Raw genomic sequence first — 23,519 nt, forward strand, 5'->3', positions numbered from 1 at the left:
AGAGGAGAGAAAGGTTATGACTCAATATCAACAAGATATGAATGAATTGGTATCACGTGCAAAACGTGTCATTACACCCTTATCACCTATTTCTATATTTGCTGCACGCAATCCATGGGAAAGTTTAGAAGATCGTACCTTTGATCAAGTTGCAAAGTGGATTAGAGAGGTAAGAGATATTGATATGTATCCTAACCATGCTTCTATTCATGCAGGAATTAAAAATGGAGAGATTGATAAGAAGGTGTTTGAAGACGTTCTTCAAGAAGATATAAACGCTTTTGATACGCCTCTCTCTGAAAATGAAGTTCACGCATATATGGATAATGCTAAACATTTATCTCACATTGATGAGGAATATTTTAATGAAAATGATCAAACAAAATTAGAAGAATGGTTGAAAGATCATTTTAAAGATTCTGTGAGTCAAACACGTGTTAGAGCTAAGAGTGCTGACCGTCTTAGTTCAAACGGAGAAAAACTTATCGATATTTTAGACGCACACATGATTAAATGGTCAAAATTATATTTAGACGATTTTCAATCAAGTTGGACAATGCCACAACGTGATAAAGGTTTTTATACAGCATGGTTACATTTAGCACAACACGACCCAATGTTACAGAAAGAACAACGTCAAAAAATTAAAATGCTATCTCATGACGTCAATGAAGCGATTTATCAAGCTTTTAAATATTTGAACATTAAGGAAGAAAACCAGCAAGCATATGTAGAAAGTCATTTATTATCATTACCTGGTTGGGCTGGAATGATGTATTACCGTGCAGAAAAAAATGAATTTGAAAAAGACTTACTTACTGAATATGTAGCTATACGCTTGTCTATGGAAGCATTGCTGATTAATAGTCAATTTGATACCTCTAATGGACTGCCTTTTCATATAAAAAAAGGTTTGGAGCAAGTTCATACGTTACTTTATCACAGCAACATGTCTGTAAGTGAATGGTTAGAGTTACCGGAGTCTAAACAGAGTGATTATTTAAAATTAGTAGAAACTTTTAGTCCGGCATATTTCCAGAAACTGTGGCTTTATGCGTGGGAAGAAACGCATGAAAATGAATTAGTTGAAAAAATCTATGATTCACCACGTAAGATACATGATAAACAAAGAACACAAGTACAACTAGCATTCTGTATTGATGTACGTTCTGAACCGTTTAGACGTCATTTAGAGAGTGAAGGTCCTTTTGAAACGATAGGTATAGCAGGATTCTTTGGTTTACCTATTCAAAAAGAAGTGCTAGATGAGCAATTTACGCATAATTCATTACCGGTCATGGTAGAACCTGCATATAAAATTAAGGAATATGCTGATCGACAAGAGTTAAATATGTATAATCAACAACAACGTTCTGTAACTTCGATGTTTTATACATTTAAACTAATGAAGCATAATGTATTACCTAGTCTATTATTACCCGAACTAAGTGGACCATTTCTCAGTATTAATACTATTGCTAATACCATTTTACCGAAGAAAGCACATCAATTTGTGAATCGTCTTACTAAAAAATGGCTTCGTAAACCTGATGCCAAATTAACAATTGAAAGAGAACACGGTCAATACTCTGAATTACCGATAGGGTTTACTGAGGAAGAGCAAGTTCAATTTTCTAAAAATGCTTTACAATTAATGGATTTAACAAAAGACTTTGCACCACTTGTAGTTTTAGGCGGTCATGGTAGTGAGTCTCATAATAATCCTTATCATGCCACATTAGAGTGTGGTGCTTGTGGCGGGGCATCGAGCGGATTTAACGCTAAATTATTAGCTACCATGTGTAATATGCCATCTGTAAGAGAAGGATTAGCCCAAGAAGGTATTCATATTCCTGAGGAAACTGTTTTTATAGCTGCAGAACATAAAACATCAGTAGATCATTTAGAGTACATTTACATGCCACACTTAAGTGAAGCCGCACAACATGCTTTTGATCAATTAGAAGCAGCAATGCCTAAGGTAAGCTATAAAGCTAATTTAGAACGTCTAGGTGAATTACCGAGTATTGATGAACATCACAAGAACCCTATTGGTGAAGCACATCGTTATGCAAGTGATTGGAGTGAAGTTCGACCTGAATGGGGATTAGCTAAAAATGCAGAATTTATAATTGGTAAACGTGAAATTACTGAGAATAGTGATCTAGAGGGGCGAGCATTCTTACACAATTATGATTGGGCGAAAGATGAAGATGGCCAAATTTTAAACACGATTATCTCGGGCCCTGCCCTTGTTGCTCAATGGATTAACTTACAATATTATGCGTCTACAGTGGCACCACACTTTTATGGTAGTGGAAATAAAACGACACAATCTGTGACTTCAGGTGTAGGTGTGATGCAAGGGAACTCAAGTGATTTAATGTATGGTCTGCCATGGCAATCAGTAATGGCAGGGGATAATGAGATGTATCATTCGCCAATACGCCTCCTTGTAGTTATCCAAGCACCTGATGCGCATATTCAACGCCTGCTAAATGAAAATGATCATTTTCGTCGTAAAGTTGATCATCATTGGGTCAGACTTGCTAGTATTGATGAAAATAATAGCTGGAAAGATTGGTAATTGTTAATTAGTGTGATAAAGAATTGTAATCTAAATTAACGCGATTTCGGAAATATCTAGATTAATGTTAAACTATAGTTAATCAAGATATAGGAGTAGTCTAGTTATGAAAAAGACTAAAGGTATTTATGAATCCGAAATTAGTAAAGCTATTACGCAATGGGAAAAGGACTTTCTAGGTAGAGGGTCATTATCTGTAAAAACTGACATATTACGCGATATGATAATTGTTAATTTACAAGGTATATTAACACCTGCTGAATATCGTGTATGTAAGACGAACGAAGGCTTATTAAATATTAAGCGTACACGTTCAGAACTTGTCGAATCAGGAGAAGATGATTTAAATGCGATTATTTATGATTTGACGGGCGTAAAAGTTGTGACATTTCATAGTGATTTAAGCACAGTTACTGGTGAGCGCGTGATCGTATTTAAATTAGAAGATAATTTTGAAAAAAGAATAAATCAATAAACGGAATGAAGACAGTACTATCGAAGAGATAGTGCTGTTTTTTATTTTAGATGAAATAAATCATTAACGTATACAACTAAACGATAGATGATTCCCATTAAATTAGGAATAATAACCATTGTGGCGATTAACTTTTCAGATTTAAATGCAATTAAACTTAAAATAATAGGGATCATATAAAGTATAAATAACCATAATAATAACGTGTCAAAGTTGGGATGGAATGGTATAAAAAAGCGTATAAGTGTAATAATGAGAGCAATGTAAATGAGTATTCGCTTATCCTTCAAAATATTCCTTCCTAACATATATAAAATAGATAAAACTTATTATACATTAATTTTCATGTAATAAGTATAAAATCTTAATGATAAATGATAGCTTAGTGCATAAATTAATACAAGAGATTGTTTGAAAAAGTAATTGATTAGAATTTGAGGTAGAATGAGAAATAATAAATCATTTAGCAAGTGAATTTGTGGTTAAAGTGAGGCGTATTCAATGAGAGTAAATCAATTTAATCAGCCTATAGGGGATGAAGTATCTCATAATTATCAATTCCAATTTCCTAAAAAAGAACAATTAGACGGAAGGTATAGTTCATTAGTTAAATTAAATGAATCTCATATTGACGATTTGTTTCAAGTTTTAGGTAAGGAAGATAGTCGGCCTAGTTGGACATATTTATTTGAGAATCCAATTCTACACAAAGAGGAATTTAATAAGTACATCCAACGTTTAATACACAAGGAGGACTCAGTATTTTACGCAATTATCGATCGCAACCAGCAACGTGCATTAGGCTATGTCTCACTAATGAGGATAAATCAAAATCATGGCTCAATTGAGATAGGTAATGTACATTATTCTAATCAGTTAAAACGTACAAGAGTTGCTACTGAAATCCAATTTTTATTAGCACAATATGTCTTTGAAAATTTAGGTTATCGGAGATATGAATGGAAATGTGATCATTTGAATGAGCCTTCTAAAAAAGCTGCACAACGCTTAGGATTTACCTTTGAAGGTGTGTTTAGACAGGCAGTTATTTATAAAAATAGAAATCGTGATACTGCATGGTTTTCTATGATCGATAAAGAGTGGCCTCAAATAAAAAAGAGATATGAAATTTGGCTAAAACCTCAAAATTTTGATGAAAAAGGCAATCAAGTTAATAAGTTGTAAAAAGTTAGTTTTAAGAAGAACAAGAATATGATTTATCTTCTATCACAACTAAGAGAAATAGGTGTTTAAATGAAGATTGAAAGGTTGAATTTAATAAAAGTAACAATTCCTTTGCTTATCATGTTGCTTATTATTTTTAGTTTCATGATGTATGGTGTAATGACAAACTGTCACTTACTCAAAGTTATAGATAAATCATCTTTAGAGTGGTTTACACAATGCTTTGGTCACCCACCAAGAGTATATGAAGGTGATATTTTAAATTTATATATGACTTTTTGTGCTACAGTTGGCGATATAAGTGCCGTTCTTAAATTAGCATCAATACTCGTTATATGTTTGTTTATTTTCAAAAATAAACATCAAGCGATATGGGTATTATTATTAATGACTACAGGTACATGGATTAATTATCTTATTAAGCAAACTGTGGAAAGACAGCGTCCATATAGTCATTTAGCTATTGATTCTGGATGGTCCTTTCCTAGTGGTCACTCTAATGCGAGTACCTTACTCTTTTTAGTGATTATGCTTACAATTGTACCTGTTATAAAAGTAAAAGTGATTCGAATCATTATTATTATTGTGACAAGCATACTCTGGATAAGCATTTTGTTTTGCAGATTATATTTTCATGCACACTATCTCACTGATGTTATTGGCGGTGGAACATTAGCAGTTGTATGGGTATTACTATTTATAATGGCTTACCCTTTGTTTACTTTACGGAATAATAAGAAAAACTAGAGTGATATAAGGAGTTTAGATAATATGGGAAATGATAAAGCACTTGTACTAGGCGGTGGTGGAATCACAGGAATGGCATGGGAAGCAGGTGTTCTAGCAGGATTAATTGAAAATGATATAAATGTATCTAGTGCCGATGCGATTATTGGGACATCAGCTGGTTCATTTATTGGTGCTATATTAGCAAATCAAGTGGATATGAAATCCTATTATTTAGAATTACCATCTCAAATTAGTTCGAATGATAGAGGTTCATTAAATTCGGATTTATATCGTCTTTGGCAAAATGCATTTGTTGTAGGCAAAGATGATCCAATTAAAGTAGGTCAAATGCTTGGAGATATTGTTTATACGCATCCATCTAAAATGCCATTAAACCAACGTATGCATGCAGTTCGTCAGCGCTTAGGTAATGTGGATTGGACAGGTAATCTTTTTATAACCGCTATTAATGCCAAATCTGGACAGCTAGCCACTTTCAATAAAGAGAGCAACATACCGTTAGAAGAAGCGGTAGCAGCAAGTGGTGCTGTACCAGGTTTATGGCCTCATATACGCCTATTAAATCAAGATTGGATTGATGGAGGAATGACTTCTCCAGCAAATGCAATGGTAGCTAAAGATTTTAAAAATATCATTATCATAGCCCCGCTAGCTGATGGTTATGGAAATCTATCTAGTGTAAACGATGATGCAAATAAATTAAATAAAAATAGTAATGTAATTACTGTCACACCAAATAATGATAGTCAAAAAGCTATTGGTGAGAACATTTATAGTCCTGATAATTTAATTAATATTGGGCATGCTGGTTATGAGCAGGGCATATCAATAGCTGGAGAAATCAAACAACATCATCATGTATGGATGTCATAGATACCATCATCCATTTGTTAAAATAAATAGAATAGCTCATTAATAATGTGTTTTTAAATGATTCAGTCTATCTGTATCATGCGAGCCGTCTAAAATTGAGAAAACGTAATTATATTAGGAGTGACATTAAGAAATGAAGATTAAAGCACCTCAACCAATTTATTTAAAGGGAAATCGTGACCAAGCGATTCTCTTATTACACTCTTTTACAGGTACAGTGCGCGACGTCAAGCACTTAGCAACAACCTTAAATGACCAAGGTTTTACCTGTTATGTGCCAAACTATCCAGGTCATGGTTTACCATTAGATCAATTTACGGAATTTGATATTAATGATTGGTGGAATGAAGTTAAAGATGCGTATCACTTCTTAGAGGACGAAGGTTATCAACATATCTATGCTACAGGTGTTTCTTTAGGAGGATTGTTTACGCTTAGGCTAGCTGAGCAATTTGATTTAGAGCGAATAGCTGTCATGTCAGCACCTCATAAAAAAGGTGAGAGTGGTATTGCTAAAAGACTTGAAACTTACGGGCGAAGAATGAATCAAATTTTAAACTTCGATGACGCAGAAAGCTTTGATCAATTGGAAAATATTCAAAAGTATAATAAACAAATTGAGGTTTTTCAAAATATCATTGATGATATCATGTCTCATCTTGATAGAATTACAATTCCAGCTAAGGTAATGTATGGCGAGCAAGATGATAAGGCGTATTCCCATAGTGCGCAATTTATTTTTGACCATATTGCTAGTGAGGATAAAGAATTGCATTCTTTTGAAAGAAGCGGTCATTTAATGACATATGGAGAGGGCCGAGAAGCATTAGAACAAGCTATTGTTGAATTTTTTAACGATAACGAGTAAGAGCTATAAAATATTAAAGGAGACTAATAGTTTATGAAACGCACATTCTTACTTACTTATACAACTATTTCAGGTAAAACTTATACAGAATTTAAAACTTTTGAAAATGGTCCCGACTATGACACTTGTGTGAGACGTATTATAGATGAGTTTGATGAACTCCCGTATCTATATATTAAAAAAGATATTGTTCATTATATTAATGTAAATCATATCGAGAGTTTAGATATTGAGGAAGTATCTGAGGGGCAAAATATTGTTTATGGATTAGATGATGAGTAAAAGTTAAAATTCAAAAATGTTAAATCTAATTATTCTGACAATATATAGGTACATTGCACTTAAAATCAACTCGTGATACAGTGGTATTTAAGCACAAAAACACTTTAGCGCTTTAAAGGGAGTTGGTAAAATGAGCAACCAATCGCAGTGGAAGACATCTACCGGTTTTATCCTAGCTAGCGCAGGTTCTGCAATTGGCTTAGGCGCAATGTGGAAATTCCCATACATGGCCGGAATATACGGCGGTGGCGCATTCTTATTAATGTTTTTGATTTTCACTATTTTTGTAGGACTTCCGTTACTCATAATGGAATTTACTGTAGGCAAGATGGGGCGTACATATACGACTCAAATTTATAGTAAATTAACTGGTAAGAAATGGTTAAATCTCATTGGATGGAACGGGAATTTAGCCGTATTAATATTATTTGGATTTTATAGTGTTATAGGTGGTTGGATCATCATCTATATGGGCAATGTTATTGTACAAGCACTATCATTCAAGCCCATTTCTCTAACTAGTATCAAATTTGAAGATATTATTAGTAATCCTTGGCTAACAGTACTCGGACAAGGGATATTTATTTTTCTAACGATGATTATTGTTATGCTCGGTGTTGAAAAAGGTTTGGAAAAAGCATCTAAAATTATGATGCCATTATTATTTATCTTTTTATTAATTATTGTAGTAAAATCTTTAACTTTAGACGGTGCGCTAGAGGGCGTGCGCTATATTTTACAACCAAGACTTCATGATGTCTCAATGGAAGGTGTGCTCTTTGCATTAGGGCAATCTTTCTTTACTTTATCACTTGGTACAACAGGAATGATTACTTATGCAAGCTACGCACCAAAAGAAATGACTATTAAATCTTCAGCAATTTCAATTGTAGTTATGAATATTCTAGTGTCTATCTTAGCAGGTTTAGCCATTTTCCCAGCTTTAAAAGCGTTTGGTTACCAACCTCAAGAAGGTCCTGGTTTATTATTTAAAGTTTTACCTTTAGTATTTAATCAAATGCACTTTGGAGCGATTTTCTACTTTATCTTTTTAGTATTGTTTTTATTTGCAGCATTGACGTCCTCTATTTCATTATTAGAGTTAAATGTTTCTAACTTTACTAAAAATGATAATCGCAAACGTAAACCAGTAGCATTCATCGGCAGTGTATTAGTATTTGTGATTAGCATTCCGGCTACCCTTTCATTTAGTAGTTTAAGTGGTGTGAAAATAGGTGCGGGCACCATCTTCGATAACATGGATTTTATTGTTTCAAACATTTTAATGCCAATAGGTGCTTTAGGTACCACATTAGTTGTAGGTCAATTGTTAGATAAAAAGTTATTACAAGAGAGCTTTGGTAAAGACAAGTTCAAATTATTCTTACCTTGGTATTATTTAATTAAATTTGTAATGCCAGTGGTGATTATATTAGTCTTTATCGTTCAATTAGTATAAAAGGGATCGTTACCAGAAAAATAATTCATTGGTAACGATCCCTTACTCTTTAGTTAAAATATGCTTCAAGATATGCTTTATCTAGTTTAAGTAACTCTACAAAATCATCAGACATAATTTCTTCGCTTAATTCAATATTTTTATCTAAAATAAAATGTGCTAATTTTTCATTTTCTTCATTAGACTCGAAGAACGTTTTAGCATTTTCTACAATACTACTATCGCTATAAATGATGAGCGCTCTACCATAAGGTAAGTCACGTTTACTACGTTGATAAGCAGGTTCTAATAAACTCATTACTTTAGCGCCATTTTTATAATTAAAAGCTGCATCTAAATCACTTTTAACCTTATCATTAATATTGGATAAACGTTCTTTTTCTGGTTCGTTATCAGGTCTAAACTCATCTTTTAAATATTCTTTCCAATCATTTAAATCTTTTTGTATTTGTTGTTCAAGCTTTTTACTATCTTCCGAATTTGAATCATTAAGTTGTTTAATTTTCTCTATATTTTGCTTAATTTTATCAAAAGATGTTAAATCTTCTTTATTTAAATTACTTTTATCAAATTCTTCATAATGGCCAGTGACATTCATATAAAGGCCTCCTCAAAAGTTTTAATTTAGGTTTAATTTACCTAGCTTAGACCTATCTTAAACATAATTATATTAAATCTACTTTGAAGGTTGAACATTCTCTAATTCGACGTGTTGCTTTTGTAATTCATTTATAAGTTTTTGAGACATTGTAGCATTTTTAATGACTACATTATCGAACGCACAATTTTTGAATTTAACATTTTCAAATGAAGCATTATCAACTTCAACATTTTTAAAGTTAACGTTTTTGAATGTAGTATCCGTCATTTTAACATTACGAGCGAGATTTTCGTCGAACAAGATATCTTGGAAGACCATGTTATTAAGAACAGTTTCATCAAATGATGTATTCACAAACGTTGTGTCTTTATATTGATTCTTATAAAAATGGACACTCTCAAAGATGCAATTATTAAAACCACATGTAGTGAACTTACTATTAGAAATGGCTTTTATATTTTTAAAAATACCTTCATTAAAGTTGCAGTTTTTAAAACGACTTTTATTGACTTCTAATTCATCATACATTGAATTTCTAAAATTAGACGATGTATAACGTAGATTTTTAAAATTTTCTTTCGTAAATACTGATAAGGACAAGTCACGTTTCGTCATAATTTGTTATCTCCTTTAGTTTATAATTTCTCTCAATTTTGGATTCATATATTTAGATGTGTATATACATCTTTAACTTTGCTCTATTCATATCAATGATAACATGTTGCACATATAATCACATATGATTGACTTTTAATTAATTTCTAAGGATTTTATATTTCGCAAAAGTATTTTGATTTCTTCGCTTAGTATGTGTTCTTCATTTTCGAAAATTGCAAAAAGGGAAGGTTTCGTTTATAATTCATACCTGATAAGTAAGAATTTTAAAAACATAAATTAGAAAGTAGGTTACGTTCGTAAGGCGTGTAGAGCGTTAATCGGACAAGGTGGAATATGATAGCTTATGATTTAATTGGGCAGACACCACTGGTGTTATTGGAAAGTTTTAGTGATGAAAATGTAAAAATATATGCGAAACTAGAGCAATTCAACCCTGGAGGCAGTGTAAAGGATCGTCTAGGAAAATATTTAGTTGAAACGGCAATTGAGGATGGGCGTCTCAAAGAAGGTGGCACAATTGTTGAGGCGACAGCTGGAAACACTGGTATAGGACTTGCCATAGCTGCGAACCGTTTCAGAGTCAAATGCGTTATTTTTGCACCGGAGGGCTTTTCAGAGGAGAAGATCTCAATTATGAAAGCGTTAGGTGCAGATGTTAGGCGAACACCAAAAGTTGACGGTATGATCGGGGCGCAAGAAGAAGCGAAGTCTTATGCTAAAAAATACAATGCGTTGTATATGAATCAATTTGGTACTGAAGACAATCCTGGTGCATATACGAATACCTTAGCCAAACAGATCACTCATCAATTAGACCATATTGATTATTTCTTAGCGGGTGTAGGTTCAGGTGGTACATTTACTGGTGTTGCGAAACATATGACAACACTGGGAGTTAAGAATTATATAGTTGAGCCTCAAGGATCTATTTTGAATGGAGGCCCAATACACGCGCATGCGACAGAGGGCATAGGTTCTGAAAAGTGGCCTGCATTCTTAGATAGAGATTTAGTGGATGGCATATTTACTATTTCAGATAAGGATGCCTTTAATAACGTCAAACTCATCGCTAATAAAGAGGGATTACTAGTAGGAAGTTCATCTGGTGCTGCATTGCAAGGTGCCTTAGAATTAAAAAAACACATTAAAAAAGGCGTAATCGTAACGATATTCCCTGATGGTAGTGACCGTTATATGTCGAAACAAATTTTCAATTATAAGGAGAGTAATGACAATGAATAAAAAAACGCAAATGATTCATGGTGGACATACAACTGACGATTATACTGGAGCAGTAACAACGCCAATTTATCAAACAAGTACGTATTTACAAGATGATATCGGTGATTTAAGACAAGGGTATGAATATTCACGTACAGCTAATCCAACACGTGCGTCACTAGAGAGTGTTATTGCGGATTTAGAACATGGTAAGCATGGGTTCGCGTTTGGTTCAGGCATGGCCGCGATTAGTGCAGTTATAATGTTGTTAGATAAAGGTGATCATTTAATTTTAAACTCTGATGTCTATGGAGGAACATATCGTGCATTAACTAAAGTATTTACACGATTTGGTGTAGAAGTTGATTTTGTAGATACAACGCACATTGAAAATGTTGAAAAATACATTAAGCCAGAAACTAAAATGTTATACATTGAAACACCATCAAATCCATTATTACGTGTAACTGATATAAAAGCATCAGCTGAAATTGCTAAAAAACACAATCTTATTTCAGTGGTTGATAATACATTTATGACACCTTATTATCAAAATCCTCTAGATTTCGGAATTGATATCGTTTTACACTCGGCAACTAAATATATTGGTGGACATAGTGATGTGGTCGCTGGTTTAGTAGCAACTGCTGATGATGAATTGGGTGAGCGTTTAGGTTTTATTTCTAATTCAACAGGTGGCGTTCTTGGACCTCAAGATAGTTATTTATTAGTAAGAGGTATTAAAACACTTGGTTTACGTATGGAACAAATCAATCGCAATGTTGAAGGTATTGTTAAAATGTTGCAAGACCACTCGTCAGTTCAACAAGTTTTCCATCCAAGTATAGAAGGTCATTTGAATCATGATATTCACCAATCTCAAGCAAGTGGACACACTGGTGTTATTGCATTTGAAGTGAAAGACACTGAAGCGGCTAAACAAGTGATTCATGCTACAAAATATTTCACTTTAGCTGAAAGTTTAGGTGCAGTTGAAAGTCTTATTTCAGTACCAGCATTAATGACACATGCTTCTATACCAGCGGATGTCCGCGCAAAAGAAGGTATTACTGATGGCTTAATTCGATTATCAATTGGTATTGAAGATACAGATGATCTTGTGAATGATTTAAGTCATGCATTAGACACATTAAATTAGTTAATCATTAAAGAAACGGCAATGTTTATTTAGACGAATAAACATTACCGTTTTTTTTATTTTGATAAAACAATTTTTAGAGTGTGCAGTTGTAATTTTAATGCATTTTAGATTGAATGATTCCCATTGCATTTTTATCATCTAAAACGGATTGAGCATGTTTCCAACTATCGTGTTCAATATCCAATAATGAACGTAAATATGCCCAAGTAACATACTGTACTAATGATACTCGCTCTGGATTTTCATCTGTGGTTTCTTTCACTTCATATCCAGCTATGCCGCCAAGAGAATGTTCGGCATCATATAATTTAAGCAATGATTTTTTACCGGGACTTAAATAGTAAGGTTCTTCCATCCATTCAGGCCCTAAATGTGTTAATGGAGAATCATCCTTATCCCCAGCAATAATAAGAGCAGGTTTGGACATATGTTTAAATGTCGGATTAAGGAATGGGAAGTTATCTTTGGCGAATTGAGTTAATTTATCTCCACCTTCACCTGCAGTTGCTAACAGTACACCGCCTTTCACTCTTGAATCTAGGTAATCGGTATAAGAATTTGTTAATGGATCAAAGACTTGTAGACCAAGTAGATTGCCGGCAGTCTGACCTCCGAATGAATGACCCACTACTGCAATATTATCTTTATCAATTCGTTGATGTAATGTTGGAATTTCTATAGTGATTTGGTCTAAATGATCGATGATATTTTTCATATCTTGCACTCTATATCTCCAGAGTTCTGATTGTCTTTTATCATCTTTATCTAAATTTATCGTTCTTGAATCTAGAAAAGTTGGTTGAATAACTATGAAACCATGACTCGCGTAAAAATCAGCTAAGGGTCCATAGCCCTCCATAGATGAACCAAATCCATGTGCTAACAAAATAATAGGAAGTTGATGTCCTTCATTAGGGAAAGAGACCTTTAGCTGTAAATCTATTCCTCTGTAAGAAGCGGGTAGTACAATAGGCTTCATTGACAACATTGACGTTGAAGTTGGTGTTTTAAATTCACTTAAACTCATAATCTCTTCCTTTCTTTATAGAAATGAGGTGATTCTGAGTATATTAAAAAGCATAAATATGATGAATTAATTTGCTTAAAATTCAAGATATTTAAGAGGGCGAAAGGATTGCTCATCAACATCATAGGACGAAAAACGATATTAATTATTCAGAATATTTATTAGATTTAAAAAAATCAAAAAATACTATTGACGGTATTAAGACAATTCAATATAATTCAAATATTCAGATAAGTATAATCAGAATTGATGAGGGTGAATCGAATTGATTGAATTTCGTAATGTGAACAAAGTCTTTAAGAAAAAGAATAAGACTGTACATGCTTTGAAAAATATTTCATTTACGATAGATAAACACGATATATTTGGTGTCATTGGATATAGTGGTGCTGGTAAAAGTACACTAGTTCGACTAGTTAATCAACTGGAGAAAGTGACAGATGGCCAAGTTGTTGTAGATGGTCATGAAATTGATACTTATAAAGAAAAAGATTTAAGAAATGTTAAAAAAGATATCGGAATGATATTTCAACATTTCAATTTACTCAATTCTAAAACAGTTTATAAAAACGTGGCCATGCCCCTTATTTTGAGTAAAAAGAATAAAAATGAAATTAAAGAAAAGGTTAATGAAATGCTAGAGTTTGTTGGACTAGCTGATAAGAAGAATCAGTTTCCTGATGAATTATCAGGAGGACAAAAGCAACGTGTAGCAATCGCACGTGCTTTAGTAACAAATCCCAAAATTTTACTCTGTGACGAAGCTACAAGTGCTTTAGATCCTGCAACAACGAGCTCGATATTAAAGTTATTAAGCAATGTCAATCGTACATTTGGTGTAACGATTATGATGATTACACATGAAATGAGTGTCATTCAAAAGATTTGTAATCGTGTTGCAGTGATGGAGAATGGTGAAGTTGTGGAGATGGGGACAGTAAAAGACGTTTTTAGTCATCCTCAAACAATAACAGCTAAAAATTTCGTATCAACAGTGATTAGTACTGAACCTTCGAAACGTTTGCGAGAATCGTTCAACCGGAGTAGAAAAGATGATTTCTCTGACTATAAATTATTCTTAGACGCGAAACAAATCCAGAGGCCATTATTAAATGAATTGATTCATCGTCATCAGCTAAATGTGAATGTACTTTTCTCATCTATGTCAGATATTCAAGATGAAACCGTTTGTTATATGTGGTTGAGATTTGAGCATGATTCGCAGTTTAAACGATTTAATCCAGAAACATATTTCACTGAACGGCATATTCAATTTGAGGAGGTGCAATAAATATGTTTGGTTCAAGTTTAGATGCATCCCAACTGTTTCAAGCATTATATGAAACATTGTATATGGTTACTGTAGCACTAGTAATTGGTGCGTTAATTGGTATACCTTTAGGGATTTTATTAGTAGTGACCCGTAAAAATGGTATTTGGCAAAACCTAGTGTTACATCAAATTTTAAATCCCATAATCAATATTTTAAGATCTATCCCTTTCATAATTTTACTTATAGCAATCGTGCCATTTACTAAATTGTTAGTAGGTACGTCTATAGGGACGACGGCGGCTATTGTGCCTCTAACGGTTTATGTAGCGCCGTACATAGCGCGTTTAGTAGAAAACTCTTTACTGGAAGTAGATGACGGTATTATTGAAGCAGCTAAAGCGATGGGGGCATCACCTCTTCAAATTATACGCTACTTTTTGTTACCTGAAGCATTAGGTTCACTGATTTTAGCTATAACTACAGCAATTATAGGTCTTATTGGCAGTACGGCTATGGCAGGTGCTGTAGGTGGCGGCGGTATAGGTGATCTTGCATTAGTATACGGTTATCAACGTTTCGATACTATGGTGATCATTATTACTGTCATTGTGTTAATTATTATCGTACAAGTTATTCAGTCATTAGGTAACTTTATTTCAAGGGTTATTCGTAGAAATTAAGTACTTAATTATATATTGAAAATTACAATTGTTAGGGGGCATTTTCTAGATGAAGAAAATTCTTGGTTTATTAATAGCGGCAGTTATTGTGTTAGCTGCTTGTGGAGGCAATAATGACAAAAAAGTAACTATTGGTGTAGCTTCTAATGATACAAAAGCTTGGGAGAAAGTAAAAGAATTAGCTAAAAAAGATGATATAGATTTAGAAATTAAACACTTTTCAGATTACAACGTACCTAATAAAGCTTTGAGTGACGGTGATATTGATATGAATGCTTTTCAACACTTTGCATTTTTAGATCAATATAAAAAAGCGCATAAAGATGCTAAAATTCAAGCGCTATGTACAACTGTTCTTGCGCCACTGGGTATTTATTCTGATAAAATTAAAAATATTAAAGATGTTAAAAAGGGCGCTCAAGTAGCCATTCCTAACGATGTATCTAATCAAGCACGTGCGCTTAAATTATTAGAGTCTGCTGGATTAATTAAATTGAAAAAGAATTTCGGTTTAAATGGAACTACTAAAGATATTGAAAGCAATCCCAAAGATCTCAAAATCAAAGCTGTAGATGCCCAACAAACAGCACGTGCATTATCAGATGTAGACATTTCAGTTATTAATAATGGTGTAGCAACTAAAGCAGGTAAAGATGCTAAGAAGGACCCAATTTATTTAGAAAAAGTAAGTTCAGACGCTGTGAAACCATACATTAATGTTATAGCAGTAAATTCTAAAGATATGGATAATAAAACATACAAGAAAATTGTAGAATTATATCATTCTAAAGAAGCCCAAAAAGCGCTTAAAGAAGACACTAAAGATGGTGAAAAAGCAGTAGATTTATCTAAAAAAGAAATCAAAGAAATTGAAGATGACTTAGTTAAAAAATAATTAACAAATTTATATTTAAGACGTAATACTCATTACAATACTGCCGACAAAATATCATTTTGTCGGCAGTATTTTCTTGCTTTAGGCATTATGAAAGTTATGTAAATATCTTTGTTTTTATTGAATGTTCGACTTAATTCGTTTATCTTTTGATATTACTTTTTAAATAAAAGGAAAATTGTATTCAGATGTGAGGGTAATACTGTGTAGTTGTCATTAGTGAATTCGTAATAAAATTGTCATTGTAATTTATGATAAATTGTATTAGTTTAGATAGGCAAAATGATATTTGTCTGGAGTGCTATTTTTTAAATGAAATAATATTTTGTAATCATAATGTCATCTAAAACACACATCCTATACATAATTAAAGAGTATAATGTGCTTGTATTAAAAAATTCGGGGATAAAAAAAGACAAGTAGAGGAGGATTTCAAGTGCAAAAAAAATATATTACTGCCCTTATCGGAACAACAGCAATTAGTGCTTTAGCAACTACGCAAGCACATGCAGCAACGACACATACAGTAAAAAGTGGAGAATCAGTTTGGTCAATTTCTCATAAATACGGTATTTCAATTGCTAAATTAAAATCACTTAATGGCCTAACTTCAAACTTAATTTTCCCTAATCAAGTACTTAAAGTATCAGGATCATCATCTAGCGCGTCAAAATCTAAGACATCATCTAATAGTGGTTCAGTGTACACTGTAAAAGCGGGAGACTCATTATCATCTATTGCAGCTAAATACGGAACTACTTACAAAAATATTATGAAGTTAAATGGTTTAAATAACTTCTTAATTGTACCTGGTCAGAAGTTAAAGGTTTCTGGATCAGTATCAACGTCTAAATCTACAAGTGGCTCTAAAAAAACGACTTCAAGTAGCTCAGGTCGTACATCTACGTACACTGTTCAATATGGTGACTCTTTATCATTAATTGCAAGTAAGTACGGTACTTCATATCAAAAAATCATGCAATTAAATGGACTTTCTAATTTCTTTATCTATCCAGGTCAAAAATTAAAAGTGCCAGGTGGAGGTAGTGGAGGTTCAAGTAGTTCATCTACTAGTAAATCAACTACAAGTGGTGGCTATTATACGCCAGTTTTCTACCACCAAAACTTATATACATGGGGTCAATGTACTTGGCACGTGTTTAACCGTCGTTCTGAAATCGGAAAAGGTATCAGCACATATTGGTGGAATGCAAATAATTGGGACAACGCAGCAGCTGCAGATGGTTATACTATTGATTATAATCCGACAGTAGGTTCAATTGCTCAAACTGACGCTGGTTACTACGGTCATGTAGCCTTTGTTGAACGCGTGAATAGTGATGGTAGTATTTTAGTCTCTGAAATGAACTGGAGTGCAGCACCAGGTTACATGACTTATAGAACTATCCCTTCATATCAAGTTAGAAATTATAAATTTATTCACTAAGTGATATATCATCTAAACAATAAATTAAGCTGACGAGGTCACTCATCCTCGTCAGCTTTACTGTGTTTAGATGTTTAAATTAAATTGAGATTTCTTAGTAAGTGATGATAATTCTTTACTGCTGCAGAATATGTTAATTTCTCTTGATTTCTTACATTTCTTAATGGATGTTCCACAATGTCTATCATTCGATGAGCTAATTGCTCGATGTGATTTTCCTCTATTAAATAACCATTTTCTCCATGATTGATAATTTCGTTAGGTCCATATCGAACGTCATATGATAGAACAGGGCAACCCATTTCAATACTCTCCATAATAGTCAATCCAAAACCTTCATACTTACTTGTTAATATAGAAGCTTTCGATTTTTCAAATTCTACTAAAGGCTTTTTTGTATATTTTGAAATTTTAACCATATCTTCAAGATGGTACTCAGCAATCAAGCTTCTCATCATAGGTAATTGATTATCTTCATCCCTACCAAATAAATGTAATTTTGTTTGATGACCACTTTTAACAAACTTATCATAAGCTTTAATTAAATGATCCATTTGTTTTTCACTACTAAATCTACCGATATAAATGAAACGATCTTCTTGTATAACTTCATTTTCACCTTTTCTATGATTGAGTTCTATAAAATGAGGTATGAGTTCAAAGCGTTCATTTTCAATAGGATACATCTCTTGAATATCTTTCATTTGTTGATGCGTAAGTACTATATATTTATCCACGTTATTGCTATGTTCTAAAGCATATTTATAAGATTTTTTAGTTTTACCCTCTTTTAAATGCGAACTATGAAAGACTAAGATATTTTTAGTTTGATGTGTTTGTTTAATTAATGGTGCATCTAAAAATCTTGCATCACTAAACACCACATCGTTGTCTTTAAAACGCGATTGAAAGTAATATTGCGCAAGTACTTTATCATTTTTAAAAGTTTTAATAACTTTGCCATTTTCGTATAACTCGACGCAGTTAATTTTATTTTTCTCATTATTATTAAAATATCTTTTACAATACATGGTACCTTCAGCATCTATTAATTCATCACTGTGTCTTATTGATGAGTTATTTACATAGAAAATTTTTCTGTGAAGTAAGCCATATAAATTATATTCATGTCGCTCATACTTTAAACCAGTTGAAGGCGAGATATAGTCTTCATATTGAAGAACATCAGATTGGCCATAATATTTGCGAAAACGGACATATGACTTCTTATTATAGTAATGAACCTCGCTTTGGTCTTTGCCTAATTCATATTTTAGACCTTTAATTTTACGTTTAGTTTTAACGTATTTAGGATTTTTAGTAATAAAAGTTTTGGGAACCTTATAAAGTTTGAAATTAGACAACCATTCATACATATTTTCAAACTCTATATTTTTAGTAATTTTATTTTCTTTTAAAAAACGTTTGTAGACACTTGGGTAGTTGCCGTAATAGTTCGTGGTAAGAATTTTAGTAGGTAAGTTAAATTCTTCATCTATAAGTTTGATACGTCTTAAAAGAGCTTGTGTTCTTCCACCGTGAGAAATAGGAAGTGTTGTTGTGACAGTGTAAAGCATGTAAATGTCTCCTTTAGTAGTTACCTTCATACTGTTGCATTAGAATACTATCAAAAATTAATTATCAAACATGTTAAAGATTTTTATGAAAATTACAAGAAAATCGAATAAAAAAAGACGAAACAATTAGTACATTCTTTAAGAATGAATAACGTTTCGTCTTCCTTTATCAATCATAATCTTTAATATTCATTTTTAACTTTACGGAAACTAGTAAATAAGCGTAAACCGTTTATCGCGAATGAAGTAAGCGCACCTAATTTACGTAATTTTGATGGTGACTTAATAGATACATAAAAATCGATGATTGTACCAATAGCACTTAGACCTAATGATAAATATACCATTTGTTTATTTTTAGCATCGTGACGTATTCCATTATAACCGTCGACGATGAAACCTGCCATGTTAAATAAGTTAGATAAACGTACAGCGCCAGTTTGTTTTGCCATAAAAATTCCCTCCGAATGATATCTTTGCATGAAAAGCATACGCTCATAAATGATTGATATATTGTTATACTCAAAATTATCCATTTTGAACTCAATCACTTCATCATTTAATTTATGATAACATAATACTAAATATAAAAAGCTTTTTGAAGTAATAAAGAATAGGGTAGGGTGTTTATTCTAAATGATTAAATGTGTTTGTTTAGTTGAAGAGAAAGAAAATCAAATTTTACTCGTTCAAGTTCGTAACAGAGATAAATATTATTTCCCGGGTGGTAAAATCGATGAAGGTGAAAGCTATGTTGAGGCGTTACAACGAGAACTTAAAGAAGAGTTATGCCTCGATTTGGCTGAAACTGATTTAGAATTTATAGGTACCGTTGTAGGAAAGGCGTATCCTCAACCAGATACGCTTACTGAATTAAACGGATTTAAAACGACAAAAGCTATTGATTGGTCCAGTATAACTACTGACAATGAAATTACTGATATTAGATGGTTTAATATCAATGATTCAGAGAACATAGCACCTGCCGTATTGACTTGGATAGACCAATTTTCTAAAAAAGCTAAAGGCTAGGTGAAAAATGTGTATTTAAAAGCATATGAACCGGAATTATTTGAGCAAGTCGAAAACTTAGAAATTCTAGAAAGTGACTATAAATATACGAAATCACCAGTTGAAAACATCAAATCGGCTAATCAAGATAGTGATAGACATCCTACGTTAGTTATGAATAATGAGTCGTGTATCGCGTTTTTCACTTTACACGAAGGAAATGGGCCTAAACCATTCACTGATAATCCAAAGGCCATTTTCTTTAGATCATTTAGTGTTGATCAACGTTATAGAGGACAAGGCATAGGTAAGAGGACCCTTGAAATGTTGCCTGCATATATTAAACAACATTATCCACGCATTAATGAAATTACATTAGCAGTAAATACAGATAATGAGAAAGCAATCAATTTATATAAGCAAGCTGGTTATCGCCACACACATGATAGTGAATTAATAGGGCGACCTGTTTACGTGATGTCGCTAAAAATTTAATCATAATAATAAGACCCCAATGCTAAGAGAATAAGGCAATGGGGTCTCTAAATATATTAATCATTATTAAGTTGTTGTGATTGAGTAGAATTTTTACGTTTTTTATTTTTAATCATCAAAGCAGTTACCCATGCAGTTATTGGAATACTAAGTGCAACTGCAATGCCTCCTAGTAATATCGACACAAATTCTTGAGCGAAAATTTTAGAATTAATAATATTTCCAAAAGAATAATGTAATTTAAAGAACCAGAAAAATAAAGTTAATTGACCCCCAAAATATGCTAAATAAATAGTATTGGCAGAAGTAGCTAAAATTTCTCTACCTACTCGCATGCCAGAAGTGAATAGTTGTCTTTGATTTAGTTCCGGATTGGTCTCGCTTAATTCATACATTGGTGAGCTAATTGTAATGGCTAAATCTATTACAGCGGCTATAACAGCCAAAACGATTGTAAAAACCATAAACTGTATCATATCAATACCAATATTCATTGAATACACATATGTTTCATCTTGTTGTTCTGTCGCAAACCCTTGAAGATGACCTACCTTAACCGATAGGAAAATAACTAGTATCAATATGAGTGTCGTAATTATTGTACCGATAAATGCTGCTTGTGTTTTAACGTTATAACTATTTAACACGAATAAGTTCACAGCAGCAATAACTATGCAGAAGATAAAAGTTACTAAGTAAATCGGTACACCAAAAATTATTAAAATGATACTAATAATAAGTATGATGAAGTTTAAAAATAGTGTGAAGAAAGAAATGAGACCTTTTTTTCCTCCGAAAATTATCATTAGCACCAAGAGTAATAAGCCTAAAATTGTTATCGCACTCATTGTTTAGCACCTCTCAATTTTAGCAATACTTCCATTAATGCAATGGTAATAGGAATTGTTAACACAATGCCTATGCCACCTGTCATGGCTCTAGCAACTTCTAATGACCAATTCATTGAAATGGTGTAAGTGATTGTATTAGCATTTTTCAAATAAATTAGAAACATTGGTAAACTTCCAGACAGGTAAGAAAAAAGTAAAATATTGGTCATTGTACCCATAATGTCTTGGCCGATGTGACGTCCCGCAAGTGCCCAACGCCTCATTGTTATATTTGGAGTACGTTGAAGAATTTCATACATTCCACTTGAAATAGTAATGGCTACGTCCATAATAGCTCCGAGCGTTCCAATTAAGACGGAAGCGAGAAAGACGTCTTTAGGAGGTAGTGTAAGGAAGGTCATTGTTTCATACTTAATCCCGTTACCACCTGTCATTTTAATCACTAATTCTGTAATTCCAACGCAAAGAAATGTACCAATGAGTGTACTTACTATTGTGACGAGTGTACGCATGTGCCACCCAGTTACAAGTAATAGGGTTAACGTTGTCGAGACAATAATCGCGATCGTCATTAATAGGAATAAGTTGATTTGCCCATTTTGATTGTGTATATAGATTGCCCCTATGACGGCAATCGTATTGATGATTAGTGATAATATTGATTGTAAGCCAACTTTTTTACCAACGATGAGTACTGTGAGTAGGAAGATTCCTGTTATTGCCACAACCAAACCATCACGTTTTTTCTCTATAATATTGGCATCACTAGGTTTCTTAGAAATATGTAATAACACTTTGTCATTTTTGGAAAATGACTCCGAGTCCGCTTGAGATTTTACATATTGGTGGTCAATCGTTGCTGTTTGACCTTTAAATTTACCATTCAAAATTTCTAAAGTGAGTTTTTCTTTATATTTAATATCTTTATTGTGTTGTTCATCCGTAATTTTTTCAGTGTGAATAGGATGTACATTTGTAATTTTCCCTATCGGCATATTGTAAAATTTATCGTTAAAAAACGTAAATATAAATAAGCCAAGAAAGATGCAACAAAAAATTATAATCATCCAACTGAAAGGCTGTTTAAAAAAAGATTTGAACTGCATATTTGAACCTCAATTCTCAATTTAGTGTATTAAATTGACATAGTGATTATACGCCCATTAATCAATGATTACAAAAATTTACAAAATGAGTTAATTGAATTATTCGTCGGATTTTATAAATAAAGCGAGTGTGATTAACGATGTGTTCAACTAAAATTGAGCCGTTTGATTAATCATAGTATGAATATAATGCCATACTAAATCTATATCTTTTTTCTTATTATCATATTTAGTGATGGCGCATATTGTTCTTTTTAATTCAGTATGTGAAAGAGGGATTTGGACCCAATCTTCGCTTTCGTTAAGATGAATATTTTCATTGCTAATAATAAATCCTTTATCTTGACGCACGAGATACTGAGCAAGTTGTTTATTCGATAATGTATACACATTTGCTTTAATTAATTGTTCGAGTTTCTTTTTTATTGAGTTGGCGAAAGGCATGAGACAGTATAGTGATTCATTTTCAAGTTGAGTTAAAAGGGGTTGAGTTGTCAAAGTAATAGGATGATCTTTAGGCGCATACATATGATATTTCTCTTCGAATAAAGGTGTGACATGAAGTTCTGTCTGTGTTGTTATATCCTTAGTCATTTCAATAAGCCCTATATCGAGTTGGCCCGAATTTACTCGATCTACAATGTGATTATGTTTCAAGAGTTGTGGCGTTATAATACTCTCACTTTGTTGTTCAAAGGATTGCACTAGTGGCAACATCATTTGTGAAATGTCGCCTTCTTCATAACCAATATAAATCGTCCGTTGATCTGTAGAAGCTTGCTGTTTGAATAATTGAATCGTGTGGTCCATTTGTTTGAGAATTTGAGTAGCTTGAGACATGAGTTTCTTTCCCTCGGAGGTGAGGATGATATTCCTACCACTTCTTTTAAAAAGGCTTACGTTCAACTCTTTCTCAAGTTGTGTGATTTGACGACTTACCGCTGACTGCGCAATGTTTAATTCTAAAGCTGCATCTGATATATGCTCACGACGTGCCACTTCTACAAAGTATTTAAGTTGTTTAATCTCCACAATAGCCACTCCTTATTAATTGACGAAAAATTCTAAAATTTAAA

General features: G+C 32.8%; 25 protein-coding genes. 16 read left to right on the forward strand and 9 right to left on the reverse strand.

From position 1 onward, the window contains the following. Positions 1 to 16 precede the first annotated feature (16 nt). On the forward strand, positions 17 to 2,587 hold the full coding sequence (locus MHI13_RS22575) for a DUF2309 domain-containing protein (protein ID WP_064210513.1): 2,571 nt from the start codon (positions 17 to 19) through the stop codon (positions 2,585 to 2,587). A 106-nt stretch (positions 2,588 to 2,693) separates the two neighbouring features. Continuing rightward, positions 2,694 to 3,062, forward strand: coding sequence for a DUF2294 domain-containing protein (locus tag MHI13_RS22580; RefSeq protein WP_002434441.1), 369 nt, complete (start codon positions 2,694 to 2,696; stop codon positions 3,060 to 3,062). 41 nt (positions 3,063 to 3,103) lie between these two features. Here the strand turns inward: MHI13_RS22580 and MHI13_RS22585 are convergent, their stop codons facing one another. Further along, positions 3,104 to 3,352: a hypothetical protein gene (locus tag MHI13_RS22585; RefSeq protein WP_100066273.1), complete on the reverse strand. Its 249-nt coding sequence runs from the start codon at positions 3,350 to 3,352 to the stop codon at positions 3,104 to 3,106. A 211-nt stretch (positions 3,353 to 3,563) separates the two neighbouring features. Here MHI13_RS22585 and MHI13_RS22590 point away from each other — a divergent pair, with 211 nt between their 5' ends. From MHI13_RS22590 to MHI13_RS22615, 6 genes are all read left to right on the forward strand, one after another. Continuing rightward, the gene (locus MHI13_RS22590; protein ID WP_002434610.1) at positions 3,564 to 4,247 is read left to right on the forward strand and encodes a GNAT family N-acetyltransferase; all 684 of its coding nucleotides are present in this window, start codon (positions 3,564 to 3,566) and stop codon (positions 4,245 to 4,247) included. 69 nt (positions 4,248 to 4,316) lie between these two features. Then, the gene (locus tag MHI13_RS22595) at positions 4,317 to 4,994 is read left to right on the forward strand and encodes a phosphatase PAP2 family protein (protein ID WP_340762090.1); all 678 of its coding nucleotides are present in this window, start codon (positions 4,317 to 4,319) and stop codon (positions 4,992 to 4,994) included. Positions 4,995 to 5,018: 24 nt separating this feature from the next. Then, the gene (locus tag MHI13_RS22600; RefSeq protein WP_064210514.1) at positions 5,019 to 5,870 is read left to right on the forward strand and encodes a patatin-like phospholipase family protein; all 852 of its coding nucleotides are present in this window, start codon (positions 5,019 to 5,021) and stop codon (positions 5,868 to 5,870) included. Positions 5,871 to 6,003: 133 nt separating this feature from the next. Continuing rightward, positions 6,004 to 6,738 (forward strand): alpha/beta hydrolase, encoded by a 735-nt coding sequence (locus MHI13_RS22605; protein WP_064210515.1) that lies wholly within the window; start codon positions 6,004 to 6,006, stop codon positions 6,736 to 6,738. Between the two features lie 33 nt (positions 6,739 to 6,771). Next, the gene (locus MHI13_RS22610) at positions 6,772 to 7,020 is read left to right on the forward strand and encodes a hypothetical protein (RefSeq protein WP_002434073.1); all 249 of its coding nucleotides are present in this window, start codon (positions 6,772 to 6,774) and stop codon (positions 7,018 to 7,020) included. 130 nt (positions 7,021 to 7,150) lie between these two features. Further along, positions 7,151 to 8,479 (forward strand): sodium-dependent transporter, encoded by a 1,329-nt coding sequence (locus MHI13_RS22615; protein ID WP_002469645.1) that lies wholly within the window; start codon positions 7,151 to 7,153, stop codon positions 8,477 to 8,479. Positions 8,480 to 8,528: 49 nt separating this feature from the next. Here the strand turns inward: MHI13_RS22615 and MHI13_RS22620 are convergent, their stop codons facing one another. Continuing rightward, positions 8,529 to 9,077 (reverse strand): hypothetical protein, encoded by a 549-nt coding sequence (locus tag MHI13_RS22620; RefSeq protein WP_002434499.1) that lies wholly within the window; start codon positions 9,075 to 9,077, stop codon positions 8,529 to 8,531. Positions 9,078 to 9,155: 78 nt separating this feature from the next. After that, on the reverse strand, positions 9,156 to 9,695 hold the full coding sequence (locus tag MHI13_RS22625; protein WP_002434461.1) for a pentapeptide repeat-containing protein: 540 nt from the start codon (positions 9,693 to 9,695) through the stop codon (positions 9,156 to 9,158). 336 nt (positions 9,696 to 10,031) lie between these two features. Here MHI13_RS22625 and MHI13_RS22630 point away from each other — a divergent pair, with 336 nt between their 5' ends. Further along, positions 10,032 to 10,940, forward strand: coding sequence for a PLP-dependent cysteine synthase family protein (locus MHI13_RS22630; RefSeq protein WP_002434608.1), 909 nt, complete (start codon positions 10,032 to 10,034; stop codon positions 10,938 to 10,940). Continuing rightward, positions 10,933 to 12,078 (forward strand): bifunctional cystathionine gamma-lyase/homocysteine desulfhydrase, encoded by a 1,146-nt coding sequence (locus MHI13_RS22635; RefSeq protein WP_002434084.1) that lies wholly within the window; start codon positions 10,933 to 10,935, stop codon positions 12,076 to 12,078. Before MHI13_RS22630 ends, MHI13_RS22635 begins: the two co-directional genes overlap by 8 nt. Before the next feature lie 97 nt (positions 12,079 to 12,175). Here MHI13_RS22635 and MHI13_RS22640 read toward each other — a convergent pair whose 3' ends face one another. Beyond that, the gene (locus MHI13_RS22640; protein WP_002434523.1) at positions 12,176 to 13,108 is read right to left on the reverse strand and encodes an alpha/beta hydrolase family protein; all 933 of its coding nucleotides are present in this window, start codon (positions 13,106 to 13,108) and stop codon (positions 12,176 to 12,178) included. A 265-nt stretch (positions 13,109 to 13,373) separates the two neighbouring features. On the opposite strand from MHI13_RS22640, the gene MHI13_RS22645 reads away from it, so the two are divergent. The 4 genes from MHI13_RS22645 to MHI13_RS22660 all read left to right on the forward strand — a co-directional run bounded on the left by MHI13_RS22645 (position 13,374) and on the right by MHI13_RS22660 (position 17,403). Beyond that, complete coding sequence (locus MHI13_RS22645; RefSeq protein WP_002434132.1) at positions 13,374 to 14,399, forward strand: methionine ABC transporter ATP-binding protein; 1,026 nt, start codon at positions 13,374 to 13,376, stop codon at positions 14,397 to 14,399. Positions 14,400 to 14,401: 2 nt separating this feature from the next. Beyond that, a complete protein-coding gene (locus MHI13_RS22650; protein ID WP_002434501.1) occupies positions 14,402 to 15,061 on the forward strand; it encodes a methionine ABC transporter permease in 660 nt (219 codons plus the stop codon). Between the two features lie 49 nt (positions 15,062 to 15,110). Next, positions 15,111 to 15,956: a dipeptide ABC transporter glycylmethionine-binding lipoprotein gene (gene gmpC / locus MHI13_RS22655; RefSeq protein WP_064210517.1), complete on the forward strand. Its 846-nt coding sequence runs from the start codon at positions 15,111 to 15,113 to the stop codon at positions 15,954 to 15,956. Between the two features lie 436 nt (positions 15,957 to 16,392). Beyond that, a complete protein-coding gene (locus tag MHI13_RS22660; protein WP_002434563.1) occupies positions 16,393 to 17,403 on the forward strand; it encodes a LysM peptidoglycan-binding domain-containing protein in 1,011 nt (336 codons plus the stop codon). A gap of 74 nt (positions 17,404 to 17,477) precedes the next feature. Here MHI13_RS22660 and MHI13_RS22665 read toward each other — a convergent pair whose 3' ends face one another. Together MHI13_RS22665 and MHI13_RS22670 are read right to left on the reverse strand one after the other, a co-directional pair. Then, on the reverse strand, positions 17,478 to 18,980 hold the full coding sequence (locus MHI13_RS22665) for a glycosyltransferase (protein WP_002434497.1): 1,503 nt from the start codon (positions 18,978 to 18,980) through the stop codon (positions 17,478 to 17,480). Positions 18,981 to 19,162: 182 nt separating this feature from the next. Continuing rightward, positions 19,163 to 19,432 carry a hypothetical protein gene (locus MHI13_RS22670; protein ID WP_002434052.1) on the reverse strand — a complete coding sequence of 90 codons (270 nt, stop codon included), beginning with the start codon at positions 19,430 to 19,432 and terminating at the stop codon, positions 19,163 to 19,165. Positions 19,433 to 19,616: 184 nt separating this feature from the next. On the opposite strand from MHI13_RS22670, the gene MHI13_RS22675 reads away from it, so the two are divergent. Both MHI13_RS22675 and MHI13_RS22680 read left to right on the forward strand, forming a co-directional pair. Then, positions 19,617 to 20,012, forward strand: a complete 396-nt coding sequence (locus MHI13_RS22675; RefSeq protein ID WP_002434472.1) for an NUDIX hydrolase — start codon at positions 19,617 to 19,619, stop codon at positions 20,010 to 20,012. Between the two features lie 9 nt (positions 20,013 to 20,021). Next, positions 20,022 to 20,486, forward strand: coding sequence for a GNAT family N-acetyltransferase (locus MHI13_RS22680; RefSeq protein WP_064210519.1), 465 nt, complete (start codon positions 20,022 to 20,024; stop codon positions 20,484 to 20,486). Between the two features lie 56 nt (positions 20,487 to 20,542). On the opposite strand, the gene MHI13_RS22685 is transcribed toward MHI13_RS22680, so the two are convergent. The 3 genes from MHI13_RS22685 to gltC all read right to left on the reverse strand — a co-directional run bounded on the left by MHI13_RS22685 (position 20,543) and on the right by gltC (position 23,475). Then, complete coding sequence (locus MHI13_RS22685; protein ID WP_064210520.1) at positions 20,543 to 21,334, reverse strand: YibE/F family protein; 792 nt, start codon at positions 21,332 to 21,334, stop codon at positions 20,543 to 20,545. Beyond that, positions 21,331 to 22,443, reverse strand: coding sequence for a YibE/F family protein (locus tag MHI13_RS22690; protein WP_002469651.1), 1,113 nt, complete (start codon positions 22,441 to 22,443; stop codon positions 21,331 to 21,333). Before MHI13_RS22690 ends, MHI13_RS22685 begins: the two co-directional genes overlap by 4 nt. Positions 22,444 to 22,593: 150 nt before the next feature. After that, on the reverse strand, positions 22,594 to 23,475 hold the full coding sequence (gene gltC, locus MHI13_RS22695) for a glutamate biosynthesis transcriptional regulator GltC (RefSeq protein WP_002434453.1): 882 nt from the start codon (positions 23,473 to 23,475) through the stop codon (positions 22,594 to 22,596). Positions 23,476 to 23,519: the final 44 nt, after the last annotated feature.

The organism is Staphylococcus sp. FSL K6-0223 (genome assembly GCF_038008285.1).